This window comes from Sphingomonas sp. Leaf343 (genome assembly GCF_001423765.1).
Classification (GTDB): Bacteria; Pseudomonadota; Alphaproteobacteria; order Sphingomonadales; family Sphingomonadaceae; genus Sphingomonas.
The window spans coordinates 124,358-147,335 of sequence record NZ_LMPG01000001.1 but is presented as its reverse complement, the minus strand read 5'-3'; the positions used below and the strand labels follow the sequence as shown (position 1 = coordinate 147,335).

Genomic DNA, 22,978 nt, shown 5'->3' with positions numbered 1-22,978 from the left:
TGGTTGCCTTGGCTACCATTGCCTGGGCAGTCAAATGAACTTTACGACATCTTTATGCCGGCAGCCGGTATTCCCCGTCGCGGCTTTACGCCCCTGCGTGGTTCAGCGGCGGGATGGACCAGCATTCTCCCCGTGGCCGAACGGCCGCCCTGACGCTCGGCGCGATCGGCGTCGTCTTCGGCGATATCGGCACCAGCCCGCTCTATGCGTTTCGCGAGGCGCTGGCGCAGTCGGCGGCGGGTGGCATCGATGCGGGCGAGATCGTCGGCGTGCTGAGCCTCGCCTTGTGGGCGCTGATCCTGATCGTGACCGTCAAATACGTGCTGTTCCTGCTGCGCGCCGACAACAACGGAGAGGGTGGCGTGCTGTCGCTGATGGCGCTGGCCAGCCGATCGGGCACGGCGCAGCGCGGCGGGCTGGTGCTGCTGCTCGGCGCGGCAGGCGCGGCGCTGTTCTACGGCGACGCGATCATCACGCCGGCCCTGTCGGTCCTGTCCGCCGTCGAAGGCTTGAAGACGGTGCCGGGCCTGGGCGGGCTGTCGCTGCCCGCGATCATGGGCATGACCGTCGTGATCCTCATCGCGCTGTTCGCGGTGCAGTCGCGCGGGACCGCCAGCGTCGCGCGCGTGTTCGGGCCGGTCTGTGTCCTGTGGTTCCTCGCGATCGGGGCGCTGGGGGCGTGGCACGTGCTGGACCGGCCCGGTATCCTGATGGCGTTCAACCCGTGGCATGCGGCGACCTTCCTCGCCAGTCATGGCACCGCCGGGCTGTTCGTACTGGGCGCGGTGTTCCTGACCGTGACCGGCGCAGAGGCGTTGACCGCCGACATGGGTCATTTCGGGGCGCAGCCGATCCGCATCGGCTGGTTCGCGCTCGTCTTTCCGGCGCTGGTGCTCAACTATCTGGGACAGGGCGCGTTCGCGCTCGCGACGCTGGAAACGGCGACCGCGGCGGGCAAGCCGTTCGCCAACGCCGACTGGTTCTTCCTGATGGCCCCCGACCAGCTTCGCGCGCCGCTGGTCGTACTCGCCACGCTGGCGACGATCATCGCGTCGCAGGCGGTCATCACCGGCGCGTTCAGCCTGACGCAGCAGGCGATCGCGCTCGGGCTGCTGCCGCGGATGGCGATCCGCCAGACGTCGCAGCATCATGCCGGGCAGATCTATATCCCGCTCATCAACTGGCTGGTGCTGATCGGCGTGCTGTATCTGGTGCATGCCTTCCAGAGCTCGTCGGCGATGGCCGCCGCTTATGGCATCGCGGTGACGGGAACGATGGTCATCACCACCTGTCTGGCGTTCATCGTCGTCACGCGGCTGTGGAAGTGGAAGCTGGCGACCGCGCTGGCGCTGATCGTGCCGCTGCTCGCGATCGACCTGATCTTCTTCGGGGCCAACATCCTGCGCGTCAGTGAAGGCGGCTGGGTGCCGTTGCTGGTCGCGGCACTGGTCGGGCTGGTGATCGCAACGTGGCGGCGCGGGCGCGCGCTGGTGGCGGAGCGGACGTCGGGCGACAGCGTGCCGCTGGCCGACATCGCCGCCGCGCTGGGGCGTCGGCCGCCCGAACGGGTCGAGGGCACGGCCGTCTTCCTGACGCGCGAGACGCACGAGGCGCCGGCCGCGCTGCTCCACAACCTCAAACACAACAAGGTGCTGCACGCGCACAACGTGGTGCTGACGGTGCGGACCGCCGACACTCCCTATGTCGCGGCACCGGACCGGCTCCGGATGACGGCGCTGGGCGATTTGTTCGAATGTGCGACCCTGACCTATGGCTATATGGATACGCCGGACATCCCGGCCGACCTGCTGAGCGATCCGCGCTGGCCCCGCGACAAGGGCGGAACGTCGTTCTTCATCGGCCGCAACTCGATCGGCGCGGCGAAGGGTCAGGGGATGCCGTTCTGGCAGGACGTGATCTTCCTCTTCCTGCAAAAGAACGCGACCGACCCGACGCAATTCTTCTGCATTCCGCCCGGCCGCGTCGTCGAACTCGGCAGCCGGATCGAGGTGTAGACGTGGGCGATCCGAGGCGGCAGGACGCCCGCATGACCGATGGGATCGTCAGCCGCCGGATCGGCATCGCCGTGGCGCTGCTCGGCGTGGCGGCGGTCGGCGTCACCGCGATGCTGCTGTCGCCATGGCTGGGGCCGGGCAGTCTGGCGCTGCTGTTCATCCTGCCGGTGATGATCGCGGCGGCGCGGGGCGGACTGGTCGCCGGGCTGGTCGCCGCGGGCGGCGGCGCGGTGGCGTTCAACTTCTTCGTCATCGAACCGCGCTTCACGCTGCGCATCGCCGATCCGGACAACGTCGCGACGACGCTGGTGCTTCTGCTGGTCGCCGGCGCGGTCAGCCAGCTCGCCGGACGGCTGCGCGCGGCGCGGGAGGCGGCGGAGGCGCTGGCGGCCGACCAGCGGCGGCTGGCCATGCTGGAGCGGGCGATGACCGATGCCGGCGATCAGGGTGCGGCACTGGCGCTGCTGATCGATGCGGTGACCACCGCCTTCGCTGTCGACGCGGCGGCGCTGGGCGAACCCGATATCGCGGTCGCCGCGCCGCTCGACCGCGCGGCGGGGGAATGGGCGCTGGCGAACGGAGAGCCGGCGGGGCGCGGCAGCGGCGTGATCGACAGCGCCGACCGGCTCTACTGGCCGGTGGTCGCCGGGGGCGAGCGGGTGGCGCTGATCGCGCTGTCCCGCGTCGACGGCACCCCACCGGTGCCGGCGGGGCGGCGCTCGCTGATCCGGGGCATGATCGCGGCGGCGGCGCAGACGATCGGCCGGCTGCGGCTGGCCGAGCAACAGGCGGCGATCCGCGAGGAACGGCGGCGCAGCGAACTGGGCGCCGCGCTGCTGTCGTCGGTGGGCCACGACCTGCGCACGCCGCTGACGGTCATTCTCGGCGAGGGACGCGCGCTGGCGGGCGGAGGAACGATCGTGGCGGAGGCGCAGCGGCTGGCGCGGCGGATCGACAATCTGCTCGGCATGGCGCGGGTCGAGGGTGGGGCGGTGGCGGTCGCGATCGAGCCGGTCGACCTGACCGACGCCGTCGCCAGCGTGCTGGACGATGCCGCGGGCATGCTGGCGGGACGCGACGTGACGGTGACGATCGCACCCGATGCGCCGCTGGTGCAGGCCGATCCGGGATTGCTCCACCACGTCCTCCTCAACCTGATCGACAATGCCGCGAAGTTTTCAGGGGGGCCGATCGCCATTGTGGTCGAGGGCGCGGTGCTGACCGTGTCCGACGCGGGACCGGGTATTCCGGCCGGACACGAAGACGATGTCTTCACCCGATTCCGCCGGTTCGCCGGCTCGGACCGCGATGGCGGCAGCGGCCTCGGCCTCGCGATCGTCCGCGCCTTTTCCCAAGCGTTCGGCGCGAGGGTGACCGCGGCGAACCGGCCGGGCGGCGGCGCGATCTTCACAGTGGGCTTCCGCATCGCATGATCCTGATCGTGGATGACGAACCGCATGTGCGGCGGCTGCTGGCGACGATCCTGTCGCGCGGCGGGTACGACGTGGCGGAGGCGGGCGATGCGCGATCGGCGATGGGGCTGGTGCCGCGTGCGGAGGCGGTGCTGCTCGACCTCGGCCTGCCCGACCGCGACGGGCTGGAGGTGCTGAGCGACATCCGCCGGATCAGCACCGCCCCCGTGCTGATCGTATCGGCGCGCGAGGCCGCGGCGGAGAAGGTCGCGGCACTCGATCTGGGTGCGGACGATTACGTGACCAAGCCGTTCGACGGCGACGAACTGCTCGCACGCCTCCGTGCGGCACTGCGCCGTCGCGGCGCAGTGCCGGCCCGGGTCGTGACGGCCGGCGACGTGACGATCGATGCGGACCGGCGATCGGTGACGAAGGCCGGCGCGGAGGTGCATCTGACGCGCAAGGAATACGCGCTGCTGGCGATGCTCGCCACGCATCCGGGGCGGATCGTCACGCACGCGCAGCTGCTGACGGCGATCTGGGGCCCGGCGCATGTCGAAGATATCGCCTATCTGCGCGTCGCCGCACGCGGGTTGCGCGTGAAGCTGGAGGACGATCCGTCACGCCCCGTGCTGATCCGGAACGAGCCGGGGATCGGATACCGGCTGGTGGTGTGAGGCGCGTTGCGCCCCTCGCGGCGCACCGGTAAGGCGCGGGACGTGAAACCCCTCATCATCGCCGTGCCCAAGGGGCGTATCCTGAGCGAGGCGCTGCCCCTGCTCGCCGCCGCCGGCATCCGCCCCGAAGCCGCCTTCGCCGACGAGGACAGCCGCGCGCTGCGCTTCGCCACCGACGTGCCGCAGATCGAGCTGATCCGCGTCCGCGCGTTCGACGTCGCGACCTTCGTGGCGCACGGCGCGGCGCAACTGGGCGTCGTCGGGTCCGACGTGCTGGCGGAGTTCGACTATTCGGAACTCTACGCGCCCGTCGATCTCGGCATCGGTCATTGCCGCCTCTCGGTCGCGGAGCCGGTCGCGATGGCCGAGCGCGACGACCCGCGCGGGTGGAGCCACGTCCGCGTCGCCACCAAATACCCGCACGTCACCGCCGCCCATTTTGCACGCCGCGGCGTGCAGGCGGAATGCGTCAAGCTGAACGGCGCAATGGAACTCGCCCCCACGCTGGGCCTCGCGCCGCGGATCGTCGACCTCGTGTCGTCGGGCCGGACGCTGAAGGAAAACGGGCTGGTCGAGGTCGAGCGCATCATGGACGTGACCAGCCGCCTCGTCGTCAACCGCGCCGCGATGAAGACGCGGCCGGACGTGGTGCCGCTGGTAGAGGCGTTCCGCCGCGCCGTTGCCGGAGCGATCGCGGCATGATCCGGCTCGACACGACCGACACCGGCTTTGCGGAAGCATTCGACGCTTTGGTCGAGGGCCGGCGCGAATCCGCCGCCGACGTGACGCGCGACGTGACGGCGATGCTGGCGCGCGTGAAGGCGCACGGGGCGGACGCCGTCGCCGAGCTGACGTTGCAATTCGATCGTCACGACCTGAACCAGACCGGCTGGCGGATCGACGCCGCGACCTGCGCCGCCGCCTATGACGCACTCGAACCGGGCCTGCGCGCCGCGCTCGACCTCGCCGCCACCCGCATCCGCGCCTATCACGAGCGTCAGCGGCCGGTGGACAGCGACTATGTCGATGCGGCGGGCGTCCGGCTGGGCGCGCGGTGGTCGGCGGTCGACGCGGCCGGGCTGTACGTGCCGGGCGGACGCGCGGCCTATCCGTCGTCGCTGCTGATGAACGCGATCCCGGCCAAGGTCGCGGGCGTGAAGCGGCTGGCGATGGTCACGCCGACACCGAACGGAGAGATCAACCCGCTGGTCCTCGCGGCCGCGCATCTTTCGGGCGTGGACGAAATATTCCGCGTCGGCGGTGCGCAGGGTGTCGCTGCGCTGGCGTACGGCGCGGGGCCGATCGCGCCGGTCGACGTCGTCACCGGACCGGGTAACGCCTGGGTCGCGGAGGCCAAGCGCCAGCTTTACGGCGTCGTCGGGATCGACATGGTCGCCGGACCGTCGGAGATCGTCGTCGTGGCCGATGGCGCGAACGATCCGGACTGGATCGCCGCCGACCTGCTGAGTCAGGCCGAACATGACGTGACGACGCAGTCGATCCTGTTCACCGACGACGCCGCCTTCGCCGATCGCGTCGCCGCCGCGGTCGAGGCGCAACTGACCACACTGGCGACCGAAATCGTGGCGCGAACCGCATGGGAGGCGAACGGCGCGATCGTCGTGGTCCGCGATCTGGACGAGGCGCTGCCGCTGGTCGACCGTCTCGCGCCCGAGCATCTGCAACTGGCGGTGGACGATCCGCAGGCGTTGTTCGACCGGGTGCGTCACGCCGGATCGGTGTTCCTCGGCCGCCATACGCCGGAGGCGATCGGCGATTACGTCGCGGGACCGAACCACGTCCTGCCGACTGGCCGGCGCGCGCGCTTCGCCAGCGGGCTGTCGGTGCTGGACTTCATGAAACGCACCAGCTTCCTGGGGCTGGACGAGAGCGCACTCGCCGAACTCGGCCCGGCAACCGTGGCGCTGGCGGAGGCGGAAGGGTTGCCCGCCCATGCCCGCTCCGTCGCGTTGCGATTGCGGCTGAACCGGCCAGAATCCTGATCGCCACTACCTCGAAGGAGAGCCTGATGCTTCGTCGCCCTGTCACCGCCATGTCGCTGCTGCTGGGCGTGCCGTTCATCTCTCCGATCTGCGCGCAGATCGTGGCCCCCGACGACTACGCGTCCGACCCGGTCGGCATCGTCGATCGACCCTGTATCGTGCATCCCGCCCCGATCGACGACAAGGCCAAGGCGGCTTACCGGCTGCATCTGCAGACACGCGATTTCGGCGGCTTGTGTCGCTATGCCGCAGACGACGCCCGGCTGATCGCGGCGAAGACGCCGGTGCGGATCGTATTCATGGGCGATTCCATCACCGAGGGATGGGCGCAGAAGGACCCGGCGCTGTTCGCGAACGGCGTCGTCGGGCGCGGCATCAGCGGGCAGACCACGCCGCAGATGCTGGTCCGCTTCCGTCAGGACGTGATCGACCTCCACCCGAAGGCCGTGCATATCATGGCCGGAACCAACGACATCGCCGGCAACACCGGCGCGGCGACGATGGCGACCGTGACAGGAAACATCCGCAGCATGGCCGAGCTGGCGAAGGCGAACGGCATCCGTGTCGTCATCGCCTCGGTGCCGCCGGCGATCGAGTTTCCATGGCGCAAGGATAAGAAGCCCGCGCCGCAGATTGCCGCGATAAATGCCTGGGCCAAGGGATATGCGGCGGCGAACGGCTTTCAGTGGGTCGATTACCACCCCGTACTGGCGACGGCGGACGGCGCGATGAAGCCGGGACTGGCCAGCGACGGGGTGCATCCGACCGAGGCGGGCTATGCGGCGATGCGCCCCGTGGCGCTCGCCGCGATCGCCCACGCGACGCGGTAGGGAACGAGGCGGCGTGAGATGCCGCCGAACGCCAGCGCACTGTTATGCCGGCGGACGTGATCCCTCCGCGCTGGGCCCCGTATCCCCGCGAAGGCGGGACCCAGTGAACCAAAGCGGTCTACGCCTGTCGAACCAAGGCACTGGCTCCCGCCTTCCCGGGAGCACGGATGCTTGGTAGCGCAACTGCTCATCCGCCCGGAACCGGTCCACATCTTCTGCCACCGCGGCGAAGGCCATTGCTTTGCTGCGCTCGCAATAACGGGAAAGGTGACGCCCCCCCTCAAAACACCGGCTTCACCTCTGCATCCGGCAGGGTCACGCCCAGCACCCGCGCGATCGACGGCGCGATGGCGCGCATGTCGACCACGCCCAGATCGGTGGGCCCGATCCCCGGTCCCGCCACGATCAACGTCGATCGCATCGCCGGATCGGTCGGGACATAGCCGTGCATGCCCTTGTATGCCGCCGGCTTTGCGATCGGCGCCCCCGGATCGCGACCGGTCTCGTAACCCGGCTGGAGCGCGACGAAGAAGCTGGCCTCGCTCGCGCCACCGGCTTTCGCCACCGCACTGCGGTCCATGACGGTGGCGATGTGATAGGCCGGATCGGCAGCCGTCTTCGCCAGCACGGCCGCGACCTTCGCCACCAGCGCGGCGTCGTCCGGGCGCGCCAGCCGCACCGCCGCGGTGCCGCCCGCGAGCCACGGCATCGCCTCCCACCCGGTCGGCTTGCCGTCCGGCCCAAGCGTGATGAGGCCGGCGTCGAGGAACGGCTTGAACAGGTTGATGTCGGTCGCGATCGGCTGGAACCCGTGATCGGACACCAGCACGATCGTCACGTCCGGCATCGCCTTGCGGGCGGCGGCGACCAATTGGCCGACCAGTGCATCGGTCTGTTCGATCGCGGCGTTGGCGGCGGCGGAGCCGGGGCCGCTGCGATGTTCCTCGTGATCGATCCCGGCGAGGTAGACGGTGGTGAAGGCGGGCTTGCGCGCCGCGATCAGCGCAGCGGCGAAGCGGACGCGGTTCGCGTCGCCCTCGACGCTCTCGTCGATCCCCTGCGCATAGGCTGTGCCGACCGCCTTCTCCAGTTCGGGCAACAGTCCGGGCGTCGCCAGCGCGGCGAGCAGCTTGGGATCGTCGGCAGTGCCGGTGCGCCAGATCTGCGGCAGATTGGCGTCGATACCGGGCGCGCCGACCGTGACCGGCCAGTGCACGTTGGCGGTCGTCAGCCCCTTCGCGTGCGCCGCGGCCCACAGGGTCGGCACGCGCACGTCGCTGGCATACCAGTACCAGCCGGTCTGGTTCTTCACATCGGGATCGAAGGTCAGGTTGTTCGACACACCATGCTTCGCGGGGGAGACGCCGGTAACGAGCGTGGTGTGGCTGGGGTAGGTCAGCGTCGGCAGGACGCCGATCACCCCCTCCGCCGACGCACCCTCCGCCGCGAGCGCGGTCAGCGCGGGCAGTGTCATGCCCCGCGCCTTCGCCTGCGCCACGTCGGCGGGCCGCAGCCCGTCGAGCGAGATCAGCAGCACCGACGAGGCCGAAGCCTCGCCGGTCGTCAGCAGCGCCGCCGCCACGAACAGGAGACGCCGCAGCATCGTCAGAACCCCTTGCGCAGGGAGACGAAGAACTGACGCGGCGCACCCGCCAGCAGCGTCTGGTTGTCGCCGCTGGCCCCATAGCCGTTGGAGCCGATCGTGGAGATATACTCCTTGTCGGTCAGGTTGGTCACGCTGCCCTCGATCGCGAGCCCGCCCAGCGCCGGGAAGCGATAGCCGATGCTGGCATCGACCAGCACGCGCGCACCGACCGACTGGTCGTTGAGGTAGGTGAAGTACCGCTTCGACATGTAATCCGCACCGGCACGCGCGAAGAAGCTGCCATTGTCGAACACCAGTTCGCCCTTGGCCATATGCTCCGGCGTATCGACCACGGTCCTGCCTTCGGTCGCGGTCAGCACCGCGCCGGCGACGTTGCGGACGTCGTCCTGATACGTCGCCTTGTTGTACGAATAGCTGGCGAAGGCGGAAAAGCCGCCGGCGATCCGGTAATAGGCGGACAGTTCCGCGCCATAGCTCTCGACGCTGCCCGCATTGTTCAGCGTCGGCGGGTTGCCGATGATGCCCGCCCCGTTGGCGAAGGTCAGCAGCCGGTCCGAGAAATCGACATAATAGCCGACCGCCGACAGTTGCAGCCCGCCGGTGCGCAGGCGCACGCCGCCCTCCGCGGTCTTCGACGTTTCCGGCTTCAGCGTGTTGCGGATCGCGTTGAACCCGACCTGCGTAATCGCGAACGGGCCAGTCGTCGCCGACGACACGAACGCGCGCATGTTTTCCGTGTAGCTGGCGAACACCTCCGCGCCGCCGCCGAGGCGGAACACCGCGCCGACCTGCGGCAGGAACCAGTCCTTCGACTGGATCTCACCCGCGACCAGCGTACCGGTGGTCAGGTTCGCACGGTTCTGGACGCGCATCCCCTTCCACCCGCCGTTCAGCGTCAGGTCGCCCAGCGTCAGCGTATCGGCGACGTAATATTGCAGCGTGAAAGTGTCGTACTTGCCGTTCCACTGCGTCGCAAACGGGTCCTTCTGGAACGCCAGCGTCTCGCGATTGGGCGTCGCGGCGCTGGTCATGCCATAGAAGCGGCGCGCCTGATTGAAGCTGTTGCTCTCGACCCAGCCGCCGACCTCCAGCCTGTTGACGGCCGTCTCGTACGCGAACCGCGTCAAATTGCCGGCGCGATCGATGCCGTATTCGGTGGTGCGGAACGACAGCGGCGATCCGGCCGTCAGCGTGCCGCCATTGCCGTCGGGCGCACCGGCGGGGGTACCGACATAGGGCGTGATCCACGATCCCTGCCCCTTGTTCTTGTGGTAATAGCTGGTCGAGACGACCGACAGCTCCGGCGACAGCTTGGCGTCGAACGTCACCCCGCCCAGCCAGTCGCGACGCAGGCCGCCCGCGTCGTAATACACGTCGTCGATCGTGCCGATCCCCGACGGGAAAGCGAGGCCCGCGGAGGGATAGGGCAAGGGCGCGGCACCGCTGCCCGCGCGGACCGTCTGGTTGGCGTAGATCTGCCCCAGTTGCAGCGCGAGCGGGTAGTTGTCGCCGATATTGTCGTTGTTCAGGCCGCGGCGACGGATGATGTCGAGGCTCAGGTCCTGATAATCGGTTTCCCGCCGGTCGGAGAAGTTCAGGAACGCGGTGATGCTGCCCAGCCCGGCGATGTCCTTGACGATCTTGCCGTTCGCCTGATGCTGGCGCTGGTTGCCATAGCCCTTCCACTTGTCGGTCTGAAGGAAGCCGTAGCTGAGATACCCCTTCAGACCCTCACCCAGATCGCCGGAGTCGACGCGGACGAAAGCGCGGTACGTGTCGTCGCTGCCATACGTGCCGGAGCCGACGATATCGAATGCGTCGGACGGGGTCCGGCTGACGAATTGCAACGTGCCGCCGAGGTTGCTGGTCGATGCCGTACCGATCGACCCGGCGCCCTGCGCGACGGTGGTGCTGGCGAGATTTTCGGAGATGATCGCGCGGCTGACGTGCAGGCCGTTGACGTTGCCGTAGCTCATGTCGCCGAGCGGCACGCCGTCCAGCGTGAAGCCGAGCTGGTTCTGGTTGAACCCGCGCAGGCTGATCCGCGTCGACCACTCATACGCACCGAACGCGTCCGACGACTGGAAATTGACGCCGGGCAGCTTGGCAACCGCCTTCAGGGGCGACGTGCCGGGCGTCAGGCGCTCGAGATCGCTGGCAGTGACGGTCTGGACCTGACGGCTCTGGCCGAAGCCGAGCACGACGATGTCCCCGCCCGCCTGATCGGGGCCAGCCTGATCCGGAGTGGCCTGATCTTCGGGTGTGATATCGGCGGCGGCAGGAGCAGCGGCGGCGGCCTGCACGGACATGTCCTGCGCGACGGCGGCCTGCGCGAACAGCGCCGCAGGCGCGACGCCCGCGAGCATCAGAAACTTGGCGATCATGATTACAGCCCCTTGAACGGATATGCTTCCCGGTGAGCGGGGCCATGTTCCCACCGGATGACCGGGTCGTGACGCCTCCGTGACGGACGCGTGACGTGCTATTTTTGCGGCAGTTCGCCGAAGCTGATCTTGATGCGTACCCAACCGCCCAGGATCATGCGGTTTCCCTCCCGCGGCGGCAGCACGCGGAACTGCCACGCCGCCAGCCGCATCGCGCGGGCCAACCCGGAGCCGACCGGCGATTCGGCGAGCTGACGGCAATTCTCGACCTGGTAGTTCTCGATCATCCGACACGCGATGATCGCATAGCCGCCGGGCGGTGCGCCATTGGGCAGGTAGCCGTCGAGTTCCGCCTGTGTCGGTCGACGATACCAGTCGACGTCGTACAACCGCTCGCCGCCCGGCCCCTCGCCGGGACCATAGACCTTGCCGCTGCCCTTCCCGGTGCCGGCGGTGTCAGCGCCGGTATCGCCCTTGTTGCCCAGCTTGCCGATGTCGGCGGCGTCGAACAGCTCCATGCCGCCGGCCAGCATCTTCACGGGCGCGGGCGCGGGGATCGGCGGCGGTGGTGGTACGACAGCGGGGCCGACCGGCGCGGCGGCGGGGGCCTTGCGCGCGGCGCTGGTCGAACGGGCGACACTCTTCTGCGGACTCGGCCGCGCGACCTCGTTCGGCGCGGGATAGAGGCTGAAAGTCTTGGGGTCGGGATCGACCTCGCGCGGCGGCGGCGGCTTCGGCGCGGCCCAGAACAGCGCGAGGATGATAAGGACATGCGCCACCAGCGCCAGGATCAGCGAGGCGGGCCGACGCCGACCGGGCGAGACGCGGTAACCCGATGCCATCGCGGATCGCCCTAGGATGTGGCGGAGGCGGTCGCAATGGCCTCTGTCGATCCCCCGCTATTTCCGGCTTCCCTCACCAGTAGAGGGTTGAGCCGGCCAACTATTCCTCCCCGGCACAGGGAGGTGGCACGCCGCAGGCGTGACGGAGGGGCGGCCACACGCGGTGTCGCCCGTGGCTGCCCCTCCACCGTTGCGCGGTCCCCCTCCCCGTGACGGGGAGGATTCAAGTCAGGCCAGCTTCCCGTCGAAATCGCTCGCGTCGTGGCGTTCGTGGAGCTGTTCCGCGGGGTCGCCCATGATGCGGTTGACGATCCGTCCCCGCTTCACCGCCGGCCGCTCGCCGATGCGCCCGGCCCAGGCGACGACGTTCGCGTAGTCCTGCGCCGCCAGGAACTCGGCCGCGTCATAGACCTTGTTCTGCACCAGCGCGCCGTACCACGGCCAGATCGCGATATCGGCGATCGTGTAGTCGTCGCCCGCGATATAGGGCACCTCGCCCAGTCTCCGGTTCAGCACGTCGAGCTGCCGCTTCACCTCCATCGCATAGCGGTCGATCGCATATTCGATCTTCACCGGCGCATAGGCGTAGAAATGCCCGAAGCCGCCGCCCAGCAGCGGGCCGGCCCCCATCTGCCAGAACAGCCACGACAACGTCTCCGCGCGCGCGGCCGGCTCGGTCGGCAGGAACGCCCCGAACTTCTCCGCGAGATAGACGAGGATCGAACCGGACTCGAACACGCGGACCGGCTCCGGGCCGCTATGATCGACCAGCGCGGGAATCTTCGAATTGGGGTTGGCGGCGACGAAGCCGCTGCCGAACTGGTCGCCGTCCATGATGCGGATCAGCCATGCGTCGTATTCCGCACCGGCGTGCCCCGCCTCCAGCAGCTCCTCCAGCATGATCGTCGCCTTCTGCCCGTTGGGCGTGGCGAGCGAATAGAGTTGCAGCGGATGGTCGCCGACCGGCAGGTCCTTGTCGTGCGTCGGCCCGGCGATCGGGCGATTGATGCTGGCGAAGCGGCCACCGGCCTCGCGGTTCCAGGTCCAGACCTTGGGCGGTTCGTAGTTCGGGTCGGTCATCGCAGGTTCCTTCGCCGCGGTTGCGGCCGGTCGCAATCTATGGTCCACCACCCCCGCCCTCAAGGAAGCGGCGGGAGAGAATGATGCTGAAGCACGGTCTGGCGGCACTGGCCGTCACAGGAATGGGCGGGATGCTGATCGCGGCGGCGACGCCGTCGGGCGCGCAGGCGGTGGCGAAGCGGACCGACCCGGCGATCGCGAAGGCCGTCGCCGCGCCGGAACGCAGCCCGCAGAACCGCGCGCGCGACAGATACCGGCATCCGGCCGAGACGCTGGCGTTCTTCGGCGTGACGCCGACGCAGACGGTGGTCGAGTTCCAGCCCGGCGGCGGCTGGTACACCGAAATCCTCGCACCCATGCTGTCGGCGCGCGGCCATTATGTCGGCCTCACCAGTCAGAAGGGGCAGGAGGGGCTGACGAAGCTGCTCGCGGGCGGCGGCACCCGGTACAAGGGCGCGACGGCGGCGGCGCTGGACGTCGCGGCGGGTACGTCGACTGTGCCGGACGGGTCGGTCGACACCGTGCTGACGTTCCGCAACGTCCACAACCTCATCATGCAGGGCGGACAGGCCGCGCCGAACGCGTTCAAAGCGTTCCACCGCATGCTGAAACCCGGCGGCACGCTGGGCGTGGTCGACCACCGCCTGCCCGAAGACATGGATTCTGCGGCGGAGATGAAGAGCGGCTATCTCAAGCGATCGACGATCGTGAAGCTGGCGTCGGACGCCGGTTTCAGGCTGGCCGGCGAGAGCAAGGTCAACGCCAACCCGCGCGACACGCATGACTGGGCGGAGGGCGTCTGGACGCTGCCGCCGACCCTGCGGCTGGGCGACACCGACCGCGCCAGATACGTCGCGATCGGCGAGAGCGACCGGATGACCCTGCGGTTCGTGAAAGCGCGGTAGTTCTCGCGCGGGAGGCGGACATGCCGCCTCCCGCAGTTTCCCGGAGCTTTGGCGACCGGCGTTCCGGATTCGGGTCAGCGCTTCCTGCGCCGCTGCGGAGCCACGACGGCCGGCGGCACCACGCCCTTCGGCGCGGCCGCAAGTCTGCGGATCAGGTCCGTTTCCGCAGCCCGGTACGGCGTCCCGTCGTTGCGGAACACCTCGTGGAACCAGATCGTCGGTTCGGCCATGACGTATGGCTTCTGCCAGCTATCCCATGGCAGCCGCGTCTGCGTCTTGCCGTCGACGAAACCCCAGTTCATCGCCGCGACGTTGTAGCGCTTGGCGATCGGCAGGCTGCCGTCGAACGTCGATCCGTTGCCGCGCGCCATATATTCGGTGCACAGGATCGGACGGCCATAGGGCAGCAACTGGCGGATGCGGCCTTCGAACGTCTCGGGCCAGTTGTAATCGTGGAAGCTGATGACGTCCGACTGGCCGAGCTGCAGCTTTTCCATCGGCGACGACTTGCCGCCGGGCGCCCAGTCGCTTCCGACCCACACGCCCGATGTCAGCGGCTGCGACGGATCGGCATCGCGCGCCCAGTCGAACACCTGCGCCAGCATCGCACGGACCAGCGGCTCCTTGCCCTCCTGCCCCTTATACTGGTCGGCGCCATTGTCCGGCTCGTTCCATACGTCCCAGCCAAGGATGCGATCGTCGGTCGCGAACGCGCCGATCACGCCCTGCACATACGCCTTGTACCCGGGATACCGGCTGCGATCGCGCAGTCCGGGCAGGCCCGGTCCCTGCACCCAGCCGCTATTGTGGACGCCGGGAATCGGCGGATGCTGTGGCCCGAGCACGGGGTTGGGGTCCCAGCAACTATCGAACAGTACGAACAGCGGCTTGATGCCATGCCGTTGCGCGATCGTCAGGAATTCGGCGATCCGACGCTTGAACCCCTCCGCATCCTGCTGCCACAGCTGATCGTGCAGGAACACGCGCATCGTGTTCATGCCGATCCCCTGCGCAAGTCCAAGCTCGTAGTCGATGCGCTTCGGGTCCCACGTTTCCGCCTGCCACATCTCCATCTGGTTGATCACGGTGGCGGGGGCGTAATTCGCGCCGACCAGCCAAGGCTGCTTCGCGTACCACGCATTGGCCTGCGCCTCGGTCCAGCGCCCACGCGCCTCGGCGGATGTGGCGGTGAGCGCGACGCTCGCCAGCAGGGTCGCCCACAAAAACTTCATCGCGCCTCGTCCTCCTCTTCGCCGTCTGTCGCGGCCTGATCGCTAAGCATCGAGTATCACGGCATATTAGTCTTATAACAAGCCTCGATCTTCTCGCGGCGCGTGATATGCTGTCGAAAACGTCATGAGACGAACGGGAGAGAAATGCCATGCGCCCTGCCCTTGCCGGCGTCATCGCCGCCCTGACCCTCGGCGGTGCGACACCGCTGCCTCAAACAACCGGCACGCCCGGCAATCCACAGTTCGAGGGCGCCGACCCGCACGCGATGATGATCGACGGCGAGATGTGGGTCTTCCCGACGGGCGGCCCGAAGGAGCAGACCGGCAGCACCGCCGGAAGCTGGGACGCGGACCGATTCGGGGCATGGTCGTCGCGCGACCTGCGCCAGTGGACCGCGCGCGGCGAACTGATCCGCCGCGACCAGATCAAGTGGATCGGCGATGACGGTGCTAAGGAGCATTTCCTGTGGGCTCCCGGCGTCGCGACCCGCAACGGTCAATACTATCTCTATTTCTCGGTCGGCCCGCAGAACCCGACCCCCAGCCGCATCGGCGTCGCCGTCGCCGATCGCCCGCAGGGTCCCTATCGCGACATCGGCAAGCCGCTGGTCACCGGCGGCAACGGCTTCGAGGCGATCGACCCGATGGTCTTCGTCGATCCGAAGACGAACATCGCCTATCTCTATGCCGGCGGCAGCGCGGGCGCGAAGCTGCGCGTGTGGCAGATGGCGGACGATATGGTGTCGATCGTGCGCGAGATGCCGGTCGCGACGCCGAAGAACTTCACCGAGGGCGCCTTCGTCGATTACCGCAACGGCACCTATTACCTGTCGTACAGCCACGGTCGCTTCAACGGGCCGGATTACTCGGTCCATTACGCTACGGCATCGTCGCCGCTGGGGCCGTGGCGCTATCGCGGCGCGATCCTGACCAGCGACGCGAAGCATCAGGGCCCGGGCCACCATAGCATCGTGCCGACCCCGGACGGCAAGACGCTGATCGTCTATCACCGTTGGGAGCAGCGCCCCGGCCCGGCCCCGTTCAAGGGCGAGCGCGTGGTCGCGATCGACCGGTTAAGCTACGCAAAGGACGGTACGATTCTGCCGGTTCGAATGACCGATGGAGCAGCCGCCCCGACGCTGCCGGTGCGATGACCCGTTTCCGGTCGGACAATTGACTGTTAGGCTCCCGGATCGCCTGATAGCAGTCGGGCGGGGAGAGATGCCGATGACCGATACCGACCTGCCCGACGCGCTGGGGTCAGGCGTTCCACGCATGGTGGATGGCGTGCGGGTGCCACGCGGCACGGGACGGCGGCTGCATGGCGGCATCGCCCGAAAGCTGGGCATCGCGATCCTGTCCGGCGAATATGTCCCGGGGCAGGTGCTGTCGGGCGAAGTCGCCTTTTCGGAGGCGCTCGACGTATCGCGCAGCGCCTATCGCGAAGCGGTGCGGGTGCTGGCGGCGAAGGGACTGGTCGAAAGCCGGCCCAAGGCGGGCACGCGCGTGCTGCCGCGGGACCGGTGGAACCTCCTCGACCCGGAGGTTCTCGCCTGGGCGTTTTCCGGCGAACCCGACCGCGACCTGATCCGCGGCCTGTTCGAGTTGCGTGCGATCGTGGAACCGGCGGCGGCGGCACTTGCGGCCGAGCGGCGCGACCGTGTGCAGTTGAAGGCGATGAAGGATGCGCTGGCGGCGATGACCCGCCATACGCTCGCAAGCGAAGCGGGCCGCGCGGCGGATCGCGATTTCCACAACGCCATCCTGCACGCGACCGGCAACCCCGCGCTGATGGTGCTGAGCGCCAGCATCGGCGCGGCGGTGAACTGGACGACGCAGTTCAAGCAGCGGCAACGCGCCCTGCCCCGCAACCCGATCCCCGACCATCGCGTCGTGCTGGACGCGATCGCGGCCGGCGACGGCCCGGCCGCAAGCGCGGCGATGCGGACGCTGGTCGATCTCGCGCTGGAGGACACGCAGCTTTCGATCGGCGGATGAGTGCGTCGGTAACGTCATGCCGGGCTGGTCCCGGGATGACGAGGATATCTACGGCGCGACGCATTCAGTCGTCACCTTAGCTGTCGCGGCGGTGACGAGAGAGTTGAAGGCGTGTCGCCGGTCGGATCAGTACAGCTTCGCCTCCACCAGCCGCATCGCGCGGTTGGGAGTCAGGTCGAACATCACGCGCACCTTGCTGGTCGTCAACGCCGGCCAGCGCGCATGCGTGATCCCGTTCGCCAGCGGCGCATCCGCCTGGGCCGGCAGATCGCGCCATTGACCGTCCACCCACGCCTGCATCCGGTAAGCGCGTGGCGCGGCGAAGTGGCCGCCATCGGCGAAGAAGGCGAGTTCGGCGCGCTCCAGCTTCACAGGCTTGCCGAAGTCGATCGCATACCATTGTTGCACCGGGCTGGGTTTGGAGGACCAGCCATTGCCGAGTTCGGGAAAGAACCAGACGCGGCCGTCGATCGCGTCATGGACGTTTTCCGCTTCTTCGGCGGTGGAGGCGCTGCCCTTGGGGAAATCGGTGCGCTTCAGCTGCACGGCGCGGTCGATCGGCCGATCGATCGGTGGCGAAGCGACGCGCGTCACGGCTACGGTCAGGCGTCCGAGCGTCGGGCGCTGCGCTACAGTGCGACCGTCGACGTCGATGGACAGGCCCTTCCGCCCGTAATGCTGGCCGGTCGCGTCCCACGTCACGGCGACGCGGTGGCCGTGATAGGGCACGTCCTGCACGCGGAACCACGCCAGCGCCTGCGGATCACGTGCATCGGGCAGCAGAGGGTTCACTTCCAGCACATCGTCCGCGCGCGGGCGAATGCCGATGAGCCCGCCGAGGATCAGATCGGCATAGCCCGAATGGAAATAATGGTGGCTCCGGCCCAGGCCCACGATTGGGCGGCCGGTATCGGGGTGATAATCCTCCTCCAGATCGAGCGCATCGCCCTGATAGTGAAGCTGCGTGTACTGGCGCAGCAGGCGCATGTAATCGCCGCGCGTCACGACCGACTGTTTGTAGTGATCGAGCAGATTGGCCATGCCAAGCAGCACCTGCGTCGTCTGGAACGGCCAGATCGGGCCGTTCCACTGGCATTCGGGCCGACCGCCGGTGAAGACGCCGCTCTCATAGCGGTACTGGTGCATGTAATATTGGTAGGAGGGCTCGACCGTGCGCATTCCGCCCGCGCCGCCCAGTTCGGTCGGCGACAGGACGTGGCTCCACGCGGCGGCGAAGCGGGGATCGTCGGCGGCGAGGTCGAACGTCCACGGCAAATAGCCGACCAGTTCGCGGCCGCGGATCGGCTCCCAGTATTTCACGAACTGGTTGTCGACCTTGTACCGGTCGATGAAGTGGCCGAGCGCCGGGTTCCAAAGATCGCGCTCCACCCGCGTCCGGATCGCGGCGGCGCGGGCGGTGTAATCCTTCGCCGTCGCCGCATCGCCGGACAGCGATGCGATGTTGGAAATCGCACGCGCGTTGGCGAACATGTACGCGTTGATCGAGGGGCGGAACGCGTCGCCGCCGAAGAAACCTTCCTGGCCGCCCGACGCGTCGATCGAGGAGATGGTGTACTCGGTCGCGTCGAGCAGCGGCTCGACCCAATACAGCCCCTTGGCTCGGTCGAGATGATCGTCCCACTGGCCGTAGAGCGTCCGCATGGCCGCCAGATGCCGGGTCGCCCCGGCACGGTCGCCGTCGACCAGATATCGGCCCCACACGCTGTCGGCCATGTAGTCGGTGAAATGGCGGTCGTTGCCGCCATTGTACATATGCGCGATGTAATCGTCGGCGAAGCGCCGGTCGTTGAGCCACCGCCCCTCGCCGAGATGGAATCCGGTGGCGTCGTTCAGGCTGGCCCAGGGTTCGAGCTGCCAGCTGACGTCATCGAGGAATTCGGTGGAGATATAGCCGCGTTCGCCAAGATCACGCTGATGTGCGCGATACAGCGACCAGCGATAATAATAGACCGCGTCGATCTTCGGATCGGCGGATTCGAAGAACGGGATGCGGTTCTCGTACCACGGCGCGTCGTTGCCGAAGCGCGCCTTCGCGATCGCCTTGGTATCGAGCGCGGGCGGTGATGCCGCCGCACACAGGAGCGCGGCGGTCGCCGCCAGCAGCAGCGCCTTCAACGCACCGGTCCGTTGGCGACGGGCGGGTCGAACTGCGGCACGCCTGCCGCGTCGTAGCGGATCGGCTGGACGCGGGTGTGGCGGTTCGGATCGAACAAAGGATCGCCCTTGATCGCCTCGTAATCGCGCGCGTGGAAGACGAGCATGTCGCGCCCGCGCTCGTCGACGGTGAAGCTGTTATGGCCGGGGCCGTAGATCCTGTGCGCGGCGCTGGTCTTCATCACCGGCTGCTGCGATTTGGTCCAGACCGCGGGATCCATGATGTCGGCATCGTCCTTCGCCGTCAGCATGCCCAGGCAGTAGCGCGCGTCGGTAGCGCTGGCCGAGTAGGTCATGAACAGCCGCCCGTTGCGCGCGAGCAGCGCCGGAGCCTCCGCGACCTTGTAGCCGCGGATTTCCCACGGCAATGTCGGCACGGTCAGGCGCGCGGGCTTGGCCGCGAGCGTCAGCGGCGTCGCCAGAGGGGCGACGTAGAGGTTGGAGTTCGTCTCGATCCCCGGCTCCCGCTGCGCCCAGGCCAGATAGCGCGTGCCGCGGTGAACGAAGCTGGTCGAATCGAGGTTGAAGCTGTCCCACGGCGTTTCCAGCTGGCCGAGCACGGACCACTTGCCCGTCATCGGATCGGGACCGTCGCACACCACCGCATAGGTACGGATGCGAAACACGTCCTCGCCGCCGCCGCTTGGGCCGGCGGCGAAATACATTATCCAGCGACCATCGATGAGGTGCAGCTCGGGCGCCCACAGGAAGCCGGAGCGTGGCCCCGACGCCTCGTGCCGCCACAGCACCGCTTCCTTCGCCGTCGTCAGCCCGGCGATCGTCTTCGACCTGCGCAGGACGAGCCGGTCATACTCCGGAACCGAGCCGGTCATGTAGTACCAGCCGTCGGTGTGGCGGAAGACCTGCGCATCGGCGCGCTGGCGGACCAGCGGGTTGACCGGCACCGGCGCGGCACGCCGCTGCGCCAGCGCGGGCACGGCCAGCGTCGCGGTGGAGCCGGCGATGAACAGGCGGCGGGTGATCGGGTCCATGATGCTCTCCATTAGTCCTGTGTCTCGCCGCCCGGACGGTCACACCTGTGCCGCCACCGACCCTATCATTCGCCCTGAGCCTGTCGATGGGGCTACCTGTTGCAACGCCCGGCGTGAAGATGCTTCGACAGGCCCAGCACGAACAGTTCGGGACCTCAGTCACTCGAAGCTTCCTGCTACACGCGGTGCGCATGAGCGGGCCAGCGGATTACTGCTCCGCCACCGGCCAGCCGTCCGCGCCCCAGCGGATGCGGGCGATGCGCAACGTCGGCACACCTTTGTTCTGCTTGTCGTACGCGTGATAGACGACGTAGTCGGTGCCGTCCTTGTCGCGGAACGCGCCGGCGTGGCCGGGGCCGCGATAGCGTTGTTGCTCCTGAAGGTCGGCGCGCAGGAAGATCGTGCCGCCGCCCTGCAACATCGAACTTCCGTCCTTGCCCAGATACGGTCCGGCGACATTCTTCGACCGGCCGACGACGGTATAGTAGGTGCTCTGCGCGCCCTTGCAGCAATAGTCGTAGCTGGCGAGCAGCCAGTAATAGCCGCCGTGATCGATGATGAACGGTGCCTCGACCGGCGCGGGGCCGCCGGCGGGTGCCGGGCGGCGGGCGATCGACACCGGCGCGGCATCGGGCTTCAGCATCTTGCCGGTCTTCGGGTCGAGTTCGAACAGCTTGAGGCCGGTCCAGAAGCTGCCGAGCGCGAGATACTGGCGACCGTCGCGCGCGACGATCAGGTTCGGGTCGATCGCATTGTAATCCCTGTCGGGCGTCGAGCCGACGACCATCCCCTCGTCGCGCCAGCCATAGCCGGGCGCGGCGGCATCGAGCGTCGTGCTGGTCGCCAGCCCGATCGCGGAGCGATTCGATCCGAATGTCGAGACGGAATAATACAGCCGGTAGCGCCCGTTCACGTAGCTGATGTCGGGTGCCCACATGCCCTTCGTGCCGGGTACCGCCTTCGTCGCCCAGTCGGGCAGAGCGGCGATCGGCGACGGGGCCTCCGTCCAGTGGATCAGGTCCTTCGACGTCCGCGCGCCGAGCATCTGGCCCGGCCCGAGACCGGTGCCGTAGACGTAATACGTGTCGCCCGCGCGTATGATGACCGGATCATGGACCGGGGCGATCGCCCCGTCCAGGCGCGTGTTGAGCGGCGATGGCGGCTCCTGGGCGACCGTCGCTCCCCCTGCAAGCAGGGAGAGCGCGGCGGCAAGGACGATCCGGATCATCGGACTTTCCCTCAGCGCAGGTCGAGCATCACGACCGACTTGGGCGGCAGCGTCACGGTCAGCGTGCCGTTCCCGAGCTGCGCGCCGGTGAAGGCGGTCGGCACGACGTTGTTCGGCTGATCGAACGTGTTGATCGCCGTCATCGTCGGGGCGGTGACGATCGTGCCGGTCACGCCGCTGGCGGTGACGCCGGTCAGCGTCGTCGACACGGTGATCGACCGGTTCGGATCGCTGTTGGCCATGCCGACATGGACCTGACCCGCCTTGTCGCGAACCGCGCTCGCGCTGACGGTGGGGACGACCCACTTGTCCTTGTTGTACCACGGCGTCTTCAGTTCGATCGGCAGCACCGTCGCGTCCATGTACGGCTTGTACATCTTGAAGACGTGGTACGTCGGCGTCAGGACCATCTTCGGCCCCTCCGTCAGGATCATCGCCTGCAGCACGTTCACCATCTGCGCGATCGCGGTCAGCTTCACGCGATCGGCATGCTTGGCGAAGATGTTGAGGTTGATCGCCGCGACCAGCGCGTCGCGCAGCGAGTTCTGCTGGCGCAGGAAGCCCGGGTGCGTCCCCTCGTCCTGGCCGTACCACGTGCCCCATTCGTCGATGGCCAGCCAGATCCGCTTGTTCGGATCATACTTGTCCATGATCTTCGAATGCTTGGTGATGATGTCGTCCATCCGCCACGTTTCCGCGAGCGTCTCGGCCCAGCCGGCCTCGTCGAACTGCGACGGAGAAGCGCGCGGCGCCCAGCCGCCCGGCACCGTGTAGTAATGCAGCGACAGCGCATCGATCTGGCCCGCGGTGTCGCGGATCATCGTTTCCGTCCACTCGTAATCGTCGGCGTTCGCCCCCGATGCGACTTTCAGGATGCGGGTGCCCGCCGGTGCCTTGATGAAGGTGGCGTAGCGACGCGTCACGTCCGCCGCATAGGGCGCGCGCATGTTGCCGCCGCAACCCCACAGCTCGTTGCCGATGCCGAACAGCGGCAGCTTCCACGGCTCCTTGCGGCCGTTCTTCGCGCGTTCGTCCGCCAGCGTGCCGGCGGGCGAGGTCATGTATTCGACCCACTCCGCCATTTCCTGCGGACTGCCGTTGCCGACATTGCCGCTGATATAGGCGTCCGCGCCGACCTGTTCGGCCAGATCCATGAACTCGTGCGTGCCGACGCTGTTCGGCTCGGTCACGCCGCCCCAGTGCGTGTTGATCTTGACCGGGCGCTTCGCCTTCGCGCCGATGCCCTCGCGCCAGTGATACTCGTCGGCGAAGCAGCCGCCCGGCCAGCGGATGACGGGCACGCCCAGCCCCTTCAGCGCGCCGACCACGTCGTTGCGGAAGCCGCGGGTGTTGGGGATCTTGCGGTCGTTGCCGACCCACAGGCCGCCATAGATGCCGTTGCCGAGATGCTCCGCGAACTGGGTGAAGACGCGGCGGTCATAGGTCGCGCCCGGCGTGTCGCCGCGAACGGTGGCGGTCGCGGTCAGCGCGCCCTGAGCCGCCGGAGCGGACGCCTGCTCGGTCTGGGCGACAGCGCCGCCACTGGCGGTCAGCAGCAGGGCGGCCGCGAAGGTGCGCCAGGTTCGTGTCATCGATCTC

At 68.2% G+C, this 22,978-nt stretch carries 17 protein-coding genes and 1 pseudogene; 9 read left to right on the top strand and 9 right to left on the bottom strand.

From position 1 onward, the window contains the following. The first annotated feature begins 113 nt into the window (after window positions 1–113). Genes ASG07_RS00545 through ASG07_RS00520 form a run of 6 tightly spaced genes read left to right on the top strand, consistent with a single transcriptional unit; the run spans window position 114 to window position 6,937 of the window. Window positions 114–2,015, top strand: coding sequence for a potassium transporter Kup (locus tag ASG07_RS00545; protein ID WP_055840741.1), 1,902 nt, complete (start codon window positions 114–116; stop codon window positions 2,013–2,015). Between the two features lie 32 nt (window positions 2,016–2,047). Next, window positions 2,048–3,448, top strand: a complete 1,401-nt coding sequence (locus tag ASG07_RS00540) for a DUF4118 domain-containing protein (protein WP_156361675.1) — start codon at window positions 2,048–2,050, stop codon at window positions 3,446–3,448. Continuing rightward, entirely contained in the window at window positions 3,445–4,104 is a 660-nt protein-coding gene (locus ASG07_RS00535) for a response regulator (protein ID WP_055840735.1), read from the top strand. Before ASG07_RS00540 ends, ASG07_RS00535 begins: the two co-directional genes overlap by 4 nt. 42 nt (window positions 4,105–4,146) lie before the next feature. Beyond that, window positions 4,147–4,806 carry an ATP phosphoribosyltransferase gene (gene hisG, locus ASG07_RS00530; RefSeq protein ID WP_236694462.1) on the top strand — a complete coding sequence of 220 codons (660 nt, stop codon included), beginning with the start codon at window positions 4,147–4,149 and terminating at the stop codon, window positions 4,804–4,806. Further along, window positions 4,803–6,107 carry a histidinol dehydrogenase gene (hisD, locus tag ASG07_RS00525; RefSeq protein ID WP_055840733.1) on the top strand — a complete coding sequence of 435 codons (1,305 nt, stop codon included), beginning with the start codon at window positions 4,803–4,805 and terminating at the stop codon, window positions 6,105–6,107. The genes hisG and hisD overlap by 4 nt, the downstream gene beginning before the upstream one ends. Window positions 6,108–6,133: 26 nt before the next feature. Continuing rightward, window positions 6,134–6,937 (top strand): SGNH/GDSL hydrolase family protein, encoded by an 804-nt coding sequence (locus ASG07_RS00520; RefSeq protein WP_055840730.1) that lies wholly within the window; start codon window positions 6,134–6,136, stop codon window positions 6,935–6,937. A 280-nt stretch (window positions 6,938–7,217) separates the two neighbouring features. Here the strand turns inward: ASG07_RS00520 and ASG07_RS00515 are convergent, their stop codons facing one another. The 4 genes from ASG07_RS00515 to yghU form a co-directional block, all read right to left on the bottom strand. Further along, window positions 7,218–8,540 (bottom strand): alkaline phosphatase family protein, encoded by a 1,323-nt coding sequence (locus ASG07_RS00515; RefSeq protein WP_055840727.1) that lies wholly within the window; start codon window positions 8,538–8,540, stop codon window positions 7,218–7,220. Window positions 8,541–8,542: 2 nt separating this feature from the next. Further along, window positions 8,543–10,927: a TonB-dependent receptor gene (locus tag ASG07_RS00510; protein ID WP_236694461.1), complete on the bottom strand. Its 2,385-nt coding sequence runs from the start codon at window positions 10,925–10,927 to the stop codon at window positions 8,543–8,545. Between the two features lie 98 nt (window positions 10,928–11,025). Continuing rightward, window positions 11,026–11,769 carry a hypothetical protein gene (locus ASG07_RS00505; RefSeq protein WP_055840724.1) on the bottom strand — a complete coding sequence of 248 codons (744 nt, stop codon included), beginning with the start codon at window positions 11,767–11,769 and terminating at the stop codon, window positions 11,026–11,028. 228 nt (window positions 11,770–11,997) lie between these two features. After that, window positions 11,998–12,849, bottom strand: coding sequence for a glutathione-dependent disulfide-bond oxidoreductase (yghU, locus tag ASG07_RS00500; RefSeq protein ID WP_055840722.1), 852 nt, complete (start codon window positions 12,847–12,849; stop codon window positions 11,998–12,000). Between the two features lie 83 nt (window positions 12,850–12,932). Here yghU and ASG07_RS00495 point away from each other — a divergent pair, with 83 nt between their 5' ends. After that, complete coding sequence (locus tag ASG07_RS00495; protein WP_055842674.1) at window positions 12,933–13,754, top strand: class I SAM-dependent methyltransferase; 822 nt, start codon at window positions 12,933–12,935, stop codon at window positions 13,752–13,754. A gap of 74 nt (window positions 13,755–13,828) precedes the next feature. Here the strand turns inward: ASG07_RS00495 and ASG07_RS00490 are convergent, their stop codons facing one another. Then, on the bottom strand, window positions 13,829–14,986 hold the full coding sequence (locus ASG07_RS00490) for a cellulase family glycosylhydrolase (protein WP_055840719.1): 1,158 nt from the start codon (window positions 14,984–14,986) through the stop codon (window positions 13,829–13,831). Window positions 14,987–15,135: 149 nt separating this feature from the next. Between ASG07_RS00490 and ASG07_RS00485 the strand changes: the two genes are divergently transcribed. Further along, window positions 15,136–16,140 carry a family 43 glycosylhydrolase gene (locus ASG07_RS00485; RefSeq protein WP_055840717.1) on the top strand — a complete coding sequence of 335 codons (1,005 nt, stop codon included), beginning with the start codon at window positions 15,136–15,138 and terminating at the stop codon, window positions 16,138–16,140. Window positions 16,141–16,261: 121 nt separating this feature from the next. Continuing rightward, window positions 16,262–16,984: a FadR/GntR family transcriptional regulator gene (locus ASG07_RS00480; protein WP_055842671.1), complete on the top strand. Its 723-nt coding sequence runs from the start codon at window positions 16,262–16,264 to the stop codon at window positions 16,982–16,984. A gap of 126 nt (window positions 16,985–17,110) precedes the next feature. On the opposite strand, the gene ASG07_RS00475 is transcribed toward ASG07_RS00480, so the two are convergent. The 4 genes and pseudogenes from ASG07_RS00475 to ASG07_RS00460 form a co-directional block, all read right to left on the bottom strand. After that, entirely contained in the window at window positions 17,111–19,120 is a 2,010-nt protein-coding gene (locus ASG07_RS00475) for an MGH1-like glycoside hydrolase domain-containing protein (protein ID WP_055840713.1), read from the bottom strand. Window positions 19,121–19,122: 2 nt separating this feature from the next. Then, window positions 19,123–20,151: pseudogene (locus tag ASG07_RS00470) on the bottom strand (glycoside hydrolase family 43 protein); the annotation flags it as partial. A 208-nt stretch (window positions 20,152–20,359) separates the two neighbouring features. After that, entirely contained in the window at window positions 20,360–21,379 is a 1,020-nt protein-coding gene (locus ASG07_RS00465) for an arabinan endo-1,5-alpha-L-arabinosidase (RefSeq protein WP_201780933.1), read from the bottom strand. Window positions 21,380–21,390: 11 nt separating this feature from the next. Further along, the gene (locus ASG07_RS00460; RefSeq protein ID WP_055840711.1) at window positions 21,391–22,971 is read right to left on the bottom strand and encodes an alpha-L-arabinofuranosidase C-terminal domain-containing protein; all 1,581 of its coding nucleotides are present in this window, start codon (window positions 22,969–22,971) and stop codon (window positions 21,391–21,393) included. Window positions 22,972–22,978 lie beyond the last annotated feature (7 nt).

What these genes read in the sequence shown, in the direction of transcription:
- ASG07_RS00545 (WP_055840741.1), top strand. Translation starts at nt 114, where the DNA reads ATGGACCAGCATTCTCCCCGTGGCCGAACGGCCGCCCTGACGCTCGGC.
- ASG07_RS00480 (WP_055842671.1), top strand. Translation starts at nt 16,262, where the DNA reads ATGGTGGATGGCGTGCGGGTGCCACGCGGCACGGGACGGCGGCTGCAT.
- ASG07_RS00485 (WP_055840717.1), top strand. Translation starts at nt 15,136, where the DNA reads ATGCGCCCTGCCCTTGCCGGCGTCATCGCCGCCCTGACCCTCGGCGGT.
- hisD (WP_055840733.1), top strand. Translation starts at nt 4,803, where the DNA reads ATGATCCGGCTCGACACGACCGACACCGGCTTTGCGGAAGCATTCGAC.
- ASG07_RS00510 (WP_236694461.1), bottom strand. Translation starts at nt 10,927, where the DNA reads ATGATCGCCAAGTTTCTGATGCTCGCGGGCGTCGCGCCTGCGGCGCTG.
- ASG07_RS00460 (WP_055840711.1), bottom strand. Translation starts at nt 22,971, where the DNA reads ATGACACGAACCTGGCGCACCTTCGCGGCCGCCCTGCTGCTGACCGCC.
- yghU (WP_055840722.1), bottom strand. Translation starts at nt 12,849, where the DNA reads ATGACCGACCCGAACTACGAACCGCCCAAGGTCTGGACCTGGAACCGC.
- ASG07_RS00540 (WP_156361675.1), top strand. Translation starts at nt 2,048, where the DNA reads ATGACCGATGGGATCGTCAGCCGCCGGATCGGCATCGCCGTGGCGCTG.
- ASG07_RS00495 (WP_055842674.1), top strand. Translation starts at nt 12,933, where the DNA reads ATGCTGAAGCACGGTCTGGCGGCACTGGCCGTCACAGGAATGGGCGGG.
- ASG07_RS00515 (WP_055840727.1), bottom strand. Translation starts at nt 8,540, where the DNA reads ATGCTGCGGCGTCTCCTGTTCGTGGCGGCGGCGCTGCTGACGACCGGC.
- ASG07_RS00520 (WP_055840730.1), top strand. Translation starts at nt 6,134, where the DNA reads ATGCTTCGTCGCCCTGTCACCGCCATGTCGCTGCTGCTGGGCGTGCCG.
- ASG07_RS00505 (WP_055840724.1), bottom strand. Translation starts at nt 11,769, where the DNA reads ATGGCATCGGGTTACCGCGTCTCGCCCGGTCGGCGTCGGCCCGCCTCG.
- ASG07_RS00535 (WP_055840735.1), top strand. Translation starts at nt 3,445, where the DNA reads ATGATCCTGATCGTGGATGACGAACCGCATGTGCGGCGGCTGCTGGCG.
- ASG07_RS00465 (WP_201780933.1), bottom strand. Translation starts at nt 21,379, where the DNA reads ATGATCCGGATCGTCCTTGCCGCCGCGCTCTCCCTGCTTGCAGGGGGA.
- ASG07_RS00490 (WP_055840719.1), bottom strand. Translation starts at nt 14,986, where the DNA reads ATGAAGTTTTTGTGGGCGACCCTGCTGGCGAGCGTCGCGCTCACCGCC.